We start from the raw sequence: 8,403 nt of genomic DNA, 5'->3' as shown, positions 1-8,403 counted from the left end.
AACAAATAATCTTATGCTATCTCTTTGTAATAGCACGTCCTTAATACAAACATAAGGCCTACAAACATTCGTGATTTTATTGTTTCTAGACAAAATTACTGTAGGGTCGAAGCATGCTTCGACCGCTTATATTAAACCAAATATATTGACCATTTTTGATTTGCATAGTATGAAGTTCTTTCGGCAAGCCTCAAGATGACCCGGTCTAGTGGGGCTGGAGTAGAGACTCTTCGCTTCGCTCTGAGTTGTAAGCGCTGTGCTTTTTCTTTATACAATAAACAACAGCCTAAAGACGATATGACATCAAACTCCCTTACTGCACCCTATTTTTTAATTCTGGGATTTCGGAAAGCGGTTTAGATAGATCGATTAAATAACCATTTAAGATGGCGTATTTAAGATTCCCTGCTTTATCGCCAATGTAAAAGTTTGTTGTTCCTCCGAGGTCAATGACTGGTGTTGTAGCGAAGCTATTTCCAGCAAAAACATGGATCGGCAAATTATGCAAACTATTGGCTTGCCCTACTGCCAAGCCTTTAACTTGTATGCCCATAAATCCTTTCTTCAATAGGTCATAAGCCATTTCTTTGGTTATGTTCTTGAGAGAATCAACAGGTTGAGGAGCTATTTTTCCAATAATAAACTTCATTCCATCAGCCTGTACCTCATCATATCCGTAAGATTCTTGCAAGTCTCCGATATCTTCTACCCGACCGCGAATGAAATAATCTCGATCGACTGTAGTCTCTCCCCTACGGATAGCAATATCGCTTTTTAAAGAGATCGAATCTGACCCAAACTCCAAACCACGTATCATGACATCGTGAAGCTGACTGGCATTAAACGGTATCTCCTCATACCCCTTAGCATCATACTGTTCATAACTGCCTTCAGCAATTTGAATTAAGGCATTTAGGATGATAATAAAATTAAGTTTTCGGATTTTCTGCTTCTCTGGATCCCCTTTTAGGCCACCGGACTCAATGAGCACTGTACTGGCATCCCAAGATTGGAAATTGTCTCCAAAGCCTCTCGGCGTGTAAGTATCATCGTATTTGGCAACCGCATCAGGTATGTACTTTTGAAGGATACCATTCATTCCAACGATGATTTGCATAGCACCTTCACGGATATCGTTGATATCTCTTTCTGTATTAAATGCCGGCGCCAATAAAGAAATGCTCACTGGATTCTTTGTCCCGGGAACATTGTAATAGATATTCTGATCGTGTAAATTAAATCCATAGCGCGGATTAACAGCTTTAGCTCTGGAGCGAAGTAATGCTCCTTCTACGGTCTGTCCAGCACGAGCATCCCGATTTAAATCAATACTCTGTGCATTGCGTCGCATATAACGTTCTGCACCATCTGGATTTAACATTGGGATAAAATGAAGATTCAATTTATCGTGCAACAGATTTCGGATACTATCATAGCCATCACCCTTACCTTCCAAGAAGTTGAAAATATCAAATAAAGCCATCGTTGCAGTCGGTTCATCCCCGTGCATCTGCGACCATAGCATTACTTTTTTATCCCCTTTCCCATATTCCAATTCATAGATGGCTCTGCCTTGAACAGACTTACCAATCTGGCTAACTTGAAACAGTTTATTTCCTTGGTGCACTTGAATCAAGGAATCCACATCCTTATGCTTAAAGCGGCGATGGAAAAGCGCTTGCTCTTTGTATTGCTCATGCATAGCATTCCATTTGGCAGTATCCAATTGCATACCTGTGATGGCTTTAGAACCCGAATTAAAAGGATTGCTACATGTAGTCGCGGCAAGTAAACCGAGGGAAAGAAGGGCTATTTTCATATTATACTAACGCTTTTTCTAAGAATTCTATTGTGCCTTTATTGGCATCCATCCTTACCTTCACCCCCACCGGCAATAAGAATTGATCGGCAATATGTCCAATTACTGCTCCTGAATAAGCAGGGATGCCTAATGGTTTAATATAATCTCGTAGAATTTGATCGAGGTTAAGTGATCCAAATCCTGCAGATGGGTTACAATCGGTACATTTTCCGAATACAAATCCCTTGATTTGTTTCAAGATACCAGCATTCATCAATTGGCAGAACATTCGATCAACTTTTTCAGGCGATTCACTAACTTCCTCCAAGAACAAGATGCTGTCCTTAAAGTCAGGTAGATACGGTGAACCACAAAGACCTGAAATCAAAGTTAAGTTACCACCTAATAATTTCCCTTCTACAACACCAGGATGAAGCGTGGTAATGCGGTCCCTATAGTTAACCACATTATCTCCTTTTTTATCCGGATTTTGGAAGGTGACCAATTTGTTCTCCATCAATTGTTCCTTAAAACCATTGGCTACATAATTGCTCCAAGTACTGGTACCCACAGGACCATGGAAAGTTACCAATCCTATTTTAGCTTGAAACGCCATAATCAAGGCGGTTATATCACTATATCCCAATAACACTTTCGGGTTTTTGGCTACCATATTGTAATCGATCCGGTGCAATAAACGAGAAGCCCCAGCACCACCACGGATACACAGAATACCAGCGACGCCTTTGTCAGCAAACATGGCATGTAGGTCTTCCAAGCGCTGATCATCCGTACCAGCTAAATTACCATAGCGTTCGCGGATGTATTTACCCTCCTTGACCTGAAAGCCAAAATAAGTCAATACCTCTTTGCAAATAGTAATGGACTCTTCATCAGGTAATGCTGAAGCAGGTGTTATGATACCGATGGTATCACCAGCTTTCAATACCTTGCCTTTCAGCAAAGATGTTACTTGACCGGCCATCGCCAGCGCTTCCCCTTGACCAAAAACTGGAATACTCGCCAGCCCCAATCCTAAGGATTTTATAAAAGAACGTTTATTCATAATTTATCGGTTAAAAAGTAAACGATGACCTGAACCTACTTCTAGGATTTTCCCATTCGAGTAAGCCAGATTACCAGATACAAAAGTATGTTCAATGGTAGATGAAAAAGTATGGTTTTCGAAAGGAGACCAACCACATTTAGATAGAATATTATCCTTAGTAACGGTATAAGGTTTATTTAGATCGACCAACACCAAGTCCGCCCAATAACCTTCGCGAATAAATCCACGTTGTTCAATTTGAAATAAACGAGCAGTGTTATGCGCAGACTTTTGCACCAATTGTTCCAAGGTCAACTTGCCTTCTTTAACCATATCCAACAAAGCCTGAAGTGCATGCTGCACCAAAGGACCTCCTGATGGAGCTTGAAGATAAGGTTGAGACTTCTCCTCGAAAGTATGAGGCGCATGATCTGTAGCTATAACATCGATATGGCCATCTAAAACTGCTTTTAAGATCGCATCACGGTCATTCGCAGTTTTTACGGCAGGGTTCCACTTAATGAAGTTTCCCTTTGTTTTATAATCGGCATCTGAGAACCAAAGGTGATGAATACACGCTTCGGCCGTAATACGTTTTTCCTCTAACGGAATATCATTACGGAATAAAGCAATTTCCTTAGCTGTGGAAATATGCAGAATATGCAAACGAGTATTATTCTTTTTGGCCAGTTCTACCGCTTTGGAAGAAGAAAGATAACAAGCTTCTTCTGAACGGATCAAAGGGTGCATTTCAATGCTTACCTCATCGCCATATTTAGCTTTGTAAGCTGCTAAATTAGCCTGTATGGTTGCTTCATCCTCACAATGGGTAGCGATCAGTGTAGGTGCTTGACTAAAAATTGCCTCCAATGCTTTTTCATTGTCTACCAACATATTTCCGGTAGAAGAGCCCATAAATACTTTTATCCCACAGACATCTCTAGGATTGGTTTTCAATACCTCGTCCAAATTATCATTTGCTGCACCCATAAAGAAAGAATAGTTCGCCAAGGAAGTATCTTGAGCGATATCGTATTTATCTTGTAGTAGCTTTTGCGTTAGGGTATTGGGTACCGTGTTTGGCATTTCCATAAAGGAGGTAGTACCACCTGCAACTGCAGCTCGGCTTTCTGTAAAAATATCGGCTTTATAGGTTAATCCAGGCTCACGGAAGTGTACTTGATCATCAATAAGACCTGGAAATAGGTGCAAACCTTCGGCATTGATTTCCTGATCTGCTTTTTGGTCTATTGTACCAGCAATTTTTTCGATACGACCATCTTTAATCAGAATATCCAAGGCACGCTGCTCGCCCTCATTTACGACTTGAGCATGTTTAATTAATATAGTAGACATGTATAGAGTTTTTTTAATGCTTAACAAATATAGGAATAATGCGATTTAAGCGGGTGATTTATCCGATGGCCTATCAAATGTTCCTTCAGGGAGATAAAACAGCTCTAAATCTTCCTTTTTCTCAATCTTTCTGCAGGCACCATTCTCCAATAACAACAACTGATCGCTCACTTCCAGAACATTCATATAATCATGGTCAGAAACCATTATCCCTTTACGGTCCTTTAGTCTGCGGATATGTTCTTGGATTTTCTCTTTAAGGACTGGCGATATTCCAGTAAAAGGTTCATCCAACAGGATGAAAGTAGCCTTTTGATTTAACAGTAAAAGGATTTCCAAATAACGTAATTCGCCAGCAGACAATTCAGCGACTTTATTATTCAAGATGGGTTTGATGATTTCATCGTTATATATTTCTTCTCGAATTGCCTCATCCTTCAACATAAAGTTGATCATGGTTTTTACTTTCTTCGCTGTGGGAAGAAAACTCTCTTGCGGCAATAAACAGACTTCTTTGGTAGCAAAAGCACAATTTACCTTGACACCATTGACCCGAATATAGGCAAACTGTGCCTTTAAAGATCCGAATACAATTTTCATGAAGGTGGATTTTCCAGTTCCATTTCGACCTAAAAAACCCAAAACCTGACCTACTTTTAAAACCAAATATCCACCGGTCAGCAAGGACCTTTGCCCTGAATAACAGAACTCCACAGAATCGACAAACAATTCCTTTTCAGCTAATGAATCCTTATGTGCTTCGTGTAACCCCATAATAAACGAATAAGTATAAGAGCACAGCAATTAGAAAATTAATTAACAAGGAGGATAGAATGAGTTGGCGTCTGGATAATCCTAGGTTATAGTACATGTAGATACTATTTCTTTCAAAGAGAAGAACCAACCCTAATGCACCAAAAAAACCTACAGTAGCAAAAAGAAAGGGGGTAAATGCCAAATAGCCAAAATCTCCCATTAGGCCAAACAATAAGGTAAGGACAATATTGATATAGAGAATGGGCAAATAATACCGCCAAATATGCTTGTTTATAAAGGGCATGCACTAAAGCTACTAAGAAATTAAGATAATGGCAAGAGGGATTTTGTGACAATTAAGCGAACCTAAATAGCGGTTGGAGTGTATAAAAGAGGAGGATAAGCATAAAAAGTCTGATTTTATGGGTAAAGAAAAACCTATAAGTTAAATTAGGCTAAGATTACATTAACTAATTTATACACAGATGATTTCGGAGAAATTTGATTTCCTGTTGGAAGCAGGACTTCGGGAAGAGTTTGAACAAGCTGGGCAATTGATGCAGATTCCACCTAGGCAACTCGTTGTAGAACCTCAAAAATACATCAAAGTAATTCCTTTCTTACTCAAAGGGAGCATGAAGGTCATTCGACAGGATGAAGATGGCCATGAATTGTTTATTTATTATATCCGTTCTGGTGAAACTTGTGCCGTTTCTTTGTCGACTTTATTAATGGATAAACTAGCCAGCATAAAAGCCATTACAGAGGATGACGTCGAGCTGATAGCAATCCCCTCATCCTTAGCTAGACGTTGGTATGACATGTATCCTAGTTGGCGGATGTTTGTCTTAAGAGCCATGGACCAACGATTTGAAGAAGTCATCAACACCTTAGATAAGGTAGCATTTAAGAAAATAGACGAACGATTATTGGATTACCTGACAGAAAAAACAAAAATAACAGGTTCCAAAAGCTTAAATATGACACATCAGGAGATAGCAAACGAGCTGTCCACTTCAAGAGAGGTAATATCCCGATTACTCAAACTATTTGAACAGCGTGGAATACTAAAACTATTCAGAAATAAAATAGAGATTAATTAGAAATTATTTCCTAATGTGACAAAAGTCACCAACGAACTCTTTTTAATAGTAGACATTTGTATCCGTAATCACCTAATAAATCGAGCTATGAAAAAGAACATGGGAACAATTGACAGGACAATACGCATCATTTTAGCTTTGGCTATTGCGGTATTGTATTTTATGAATGTCATCTCAGGTACACTTGCTATTGTGCTATTGGTTATAGCGGTAGTTTTTGTATTAACGAGTATAATAGGTTACTGTCCGCTATATAGCCTTTTAGGAATAAGCAGCAGGAAAAGAACGGACACGCAAGAATTCACTGAATTTTAAAACGTGTTGACCCTCATCTACCACTGAGGAACCGTATTTGGTAATTAGTATGGCGTATAAATCGTCCAAGGGATTTATATAAAATACTAATTACTGGGTACAGCAAATATCATCCAGATCACCTCCAAACCCTCTAATTAGTAAAAACCTCTCCAATTTGAATTTCTATATACAATAAGTACTAATCACAGGTTAATGAAATATTATTAGCAAATTAACTTGCATTTAACAGTCTATTATTTATTTTCGCAAACCAAAAGGCGATGATTAAAATAATATATCATTAAAGAAACAAACATGAAATTTAAAAATACTAACCAACCATTTCTATTAATTATTTTAACGGTAATATGTTTTACCTTACTTTCCCTTAAAGTCCATGCACAGGCTGCAGATTCCACCCTTTACAAGCAGTATATGGAAAAAGCTTCTTATTCTAAAAAGAAGGCAAATAAGCTCTTGATTATTGGTGGATCTTGTATTTTCGTTGGGGTATCCGCGATTGCGCTCGATAGCGCTATTCCTTCTCCTAATAATGGTCAAAGTGATGTAATTCGCTTAACTAGTACCATGGCAGTAGCAATTTTGGGAATAACTGGAGGCTCCGTGGTCTCCTTAGTAAGTGTTCCATTTTATGTTACAGCAGGTAAAAACCGTCGGAAAGCATTGAAAGTCCAACCAATATCGCAGCAAGTAATTCTACCTCAAGGAACGGGTGTTACCTTGGGATTGAAAATGCAGTTTTAGAAGGGGATTATAAGTAAGACACTAATAAAATATAAAAAGCAACTCTCCTTGAGGTAATACTCAAGGAGAGTTGCTTTTTATAAACTCTCGTATTGTTTAATTATTTAACCGTGCTCAGGTTCTCAATTTGTTCCAGCGCATTATAAACCTTGTACAAAGCGCGAGGCACATGGAAACAGCCTTTCCACTTCCCTCCTTTTAAGGTATTTAATGGCGTTCCTTGTCTTGTTAAATAACCGTACCACTCACCATATTGAGGATCACTGAATCGAGGGAAAGTATAAGCATCTAACTTTTCAAACCAGTCTTTACATTCCTGTCTACCTGTATAGGCATAACCTTTAGCCATACAAACCAGTGCTTCTAAATGTACCCACCAAAGCTTCTGATCCCATTCCAATTGAAGTAAAGGCTTATCTAGTATATCCTTGAAATAAAGAATTCCCCCATGTTGTTCATCCCATCCATAGTTTAACGCACGGAGCGCAATATCCACACATTGATCCATTAACTTCATATCATGACGTCGTGCTGCAAGATCCATCATAAACCACATGGCTTCAATAATATGCCCAGGGTTAACCAATCGACCTTCAAAAGTATCCGAGAAACTACCATCCAAATTGACACTCTCCATGATTAAGCCAGTATCTTCTTGGAAAAATACATCCATCACCTCATGGATAACCTCATCGATTAAGGTATCTACTGTTTTCTTATCAATGATGTGTTCTAATTCCAAAGCCAGATTACTTAGAATCATTGGAAGGGAAAAGCCTTTTAAATTCCGAGTATTTGGGAACTGCTTATTGTATTTTCCTTTTGGATTCTCCCGACGGTCTAAAATCCTATTAAAGGTTTGATGTGCAACTTCTGCATATTGATCATTTTTCTCGATTTTATACAAGGCTCCTAAGCCCATACTGGCAAAGCAATCGGAAAAAATATTATAAGCTTGAACAAGCGGTTTTCCAGAGCGGTCTAAAGAGAAATACCAATCACCTTGAGGGTCTTGTCCATGTTTCAAAATAAAGTCAGCACCCTGAATGGCCATTTCTTTCCAGGTATCGTTGTTCTCTACGGCATGGTACATGGAAGACATGGTCCAGATTTGACGACCTTGTAACCACATAAATTTATCTGTATCGAATACTTGGCCTTCACGATCTAAACAGGTAAAATATCCTCCAAACTCCTTATCGTTAGAATTTTTTGTCCAAAAAGGAAGGACATTCTGCAGCAATTCCTGTTTATATTTATTCACAACATCCATCATA

At 38.7% G+C, this 8,403-nt stretch carries 9 protein-coding genes; 3 read left to right on the top strand and 6 right to left on the bottom strand.

From position 1 onward, the window contains the following. Positions 1–313: 313 nt before the first annotated feature. From ABD676_RS00930 to ABD676_RS00910, 5 genes are read right to left on the bottom strand one after another with little or no spacing between them, the layout of a single operon-like run. Positions 314–1,819, bottom strand: a complete 1,506-nt coding sequence (locus ABD676_RS00930; RefSeq protein WP_344672811.1) for a M14 family zinc carboxypeptidase — start codon at positions 1,817–1,819, stop codon at positions 314–316. Between the two features lies 1 nt (position 1,820). Continuing rightward, positions 1,821–2,867: a S66 peptidase family protein gene (locus ABD676_RS00925; protein WP_344672810.1), complete on the bottom strand. Its 1,047-nt coding sequence runs from the start codon at positions 2,865–2,867 to the stop codon at positions 1,821–1,823. 3 nt (positions 2,868–2,870) lie between these two features. Further along, positions 2,871–4,205 carry a dihydroorotase gene (locus ABD676_RS00920; protein ID WP_344672809.1) on the bottom strand — a complete coding sequence of 445 codons (1,335 nt, stop codon included), beginning with the start codon at positions 4,203–4,205 and terminating at the stop codon, positions 2,871–2,873. A gap of 45 nt (positions 4,206–4,250) precedes the next feature. Beyond that, positions 4,251–4,979 carry an ATP-binding cassette domain-containing protein gene (locus tag ABD676_RS00915; RefSeq protein WP_344672808.1) on the bottom strand — a complete coding sequence of 243 codons (729 nt, stop codon included), beginning with the start codon at positions 4,977–4,979 and terminating at the stop codon, positions 4,251–4,253. Continuing rightward, entirely contained in the window at positions 4,957–5,265 is a 309-nt protein-coding gene (locus tag ABD676_RS00910; protein WP_344672807.1) for a hypothetical protein, read from the bottom strand. The genes ABD676_RS00915 and ABD676_RS00910 overlap by 23 nt, the downstream gene beginning before the upstream one ends. Positions 5,266–5,446: 181 nt before the next feature. Here ABD676_RS00910 and ABD676_RS00905 point away from each other — a divergent pair, with 181 nt between their 5' ends. From ABD676_RS00905 to ABD676_RS00895, 3 genes are all read left to right on the top strand, one after another. Continuing rightward, positions 5,447–6,064, top strand: coding sequence for a Crp/Fnr family transcriptional regulator (locus tag ABD676_RS00905; RefSeq protein ID WP_344672806.1), 618 nt, complete (start codon positions 5,447–5,449; stop codon positions 6,062–6,064). Between the two features lie 87 nt (positions 6,065–6,151). Beyond that, complete coding sequence (locus ABD676_RS00900; RefSeq protein ID WP_344672805.1) at positions 6,152–6,379, top strand: YgaP family membrane protein; 228 nt, start codon at positions 6,152–6,154, stop codon at positions 6,377–6,379. Between the two features lie 297 nt (positions 6,380–6,676). Then, on the top strand, positions 6,677–7,126 hold the full coding sequence (locus ABD676_RS00895; protein ID WP_344672804.1) for a hypothetical protein: 450 nt from the start codon (positions 6,677–6,679) through the stop codon (positions 7,124–7,126). Positions 7,127–7,226: 100 nt separating this feature from the next. On the opposite strand, the gene ABD676_RS00890 is transcribed toward ABD676_RS00895, so the two are convergent. Next, entirely contained in the window at positions 7,227–8,402 is a 1,176-nt protein-coding gene (locus tag ABD676_RS00890) for a n-acyl-d-glucosamine 2-epimerase (RefSeq protein WP_344672803.1), read from the bottom strand. Between the last annotated feature and the right edge of the window lies 1 nt (position 8,403).

The sequence above is a fragment of the Sphingobacterium kyonggiense genome (genome assembly GCF_039536825.1).
Classification (GTDB): Bacteria; Bacteroidota; Bacteroidia; order Sphingobacteriales; family Sphingobacteriaceae; genus Sphingobacterium; species Sphingobacterium kyonggiense.
This window is presented reverse-complemented; position numbering and strand designations above follow the sequence as displayed.

Coding starts and splice junctions, on each gene's coding strand:
- ABD676_RS00910 (WP_344672807.1), bottom strand. CDS start 5,265: ATGCCCTTTATAAACAAGCATATTTGGCGGTATTATTTGCCCATTCTC.
- ABD676_RS00920 (WP_344672809.1), bottom strand. CDS start 4,205: ATGTCTACTATATTAATTAAACATGCTCAAGTCGTAAATGAGGGCGAG.
- ABD676_RS00895 (WP_344672804.1), top strand. CDS start 6,677: ATGAAATTTAAAAATACTAACCAACCATTTCTATTAATTATTTTAACG.
- ABD676_RS00930 (WP_344672811.1), bottom strand. CDS start 1,819: ATGAAAATAGCCCTTCTTTCCCTCGGTTTACTTGCCGCGACTACATGT.
- ABD676_RS00900 (WP_344672805.1), top strand. CDS start 6,152: ATGAAAAAGAACATGGGAACAATTGACAGGACAATACGCATCATTTTA.
- ABD676_RS00925 (WP_344672810.1), bottom strand. CDS start 2,867: ATGAATAAACGTTCTTTTATAAAATCCTTAGGATTGGGGCTGGCGAGT.
- ABD676_RS00890 (WP_344672803.1), bottom strand. CDS start 8,402: ATGATGGATGTTGTGAATAAATATAAACAGGAATTGCTGCAGAATGTC.
- ABD676_RS00915 (WP_344672808.1), bottom strand. CDS start 4,979: ATGGGGTTACACGAAGCACATAAGGATTCATTAGCTGAAAAGGAATTG.
- ABD676_RS00905 (WP_344672806.1), top strand. CDS start 5,447: ATGATTTCGGAGAAATTTGATTTCCTGTTGGAAGCAGGACTTCGGGAA.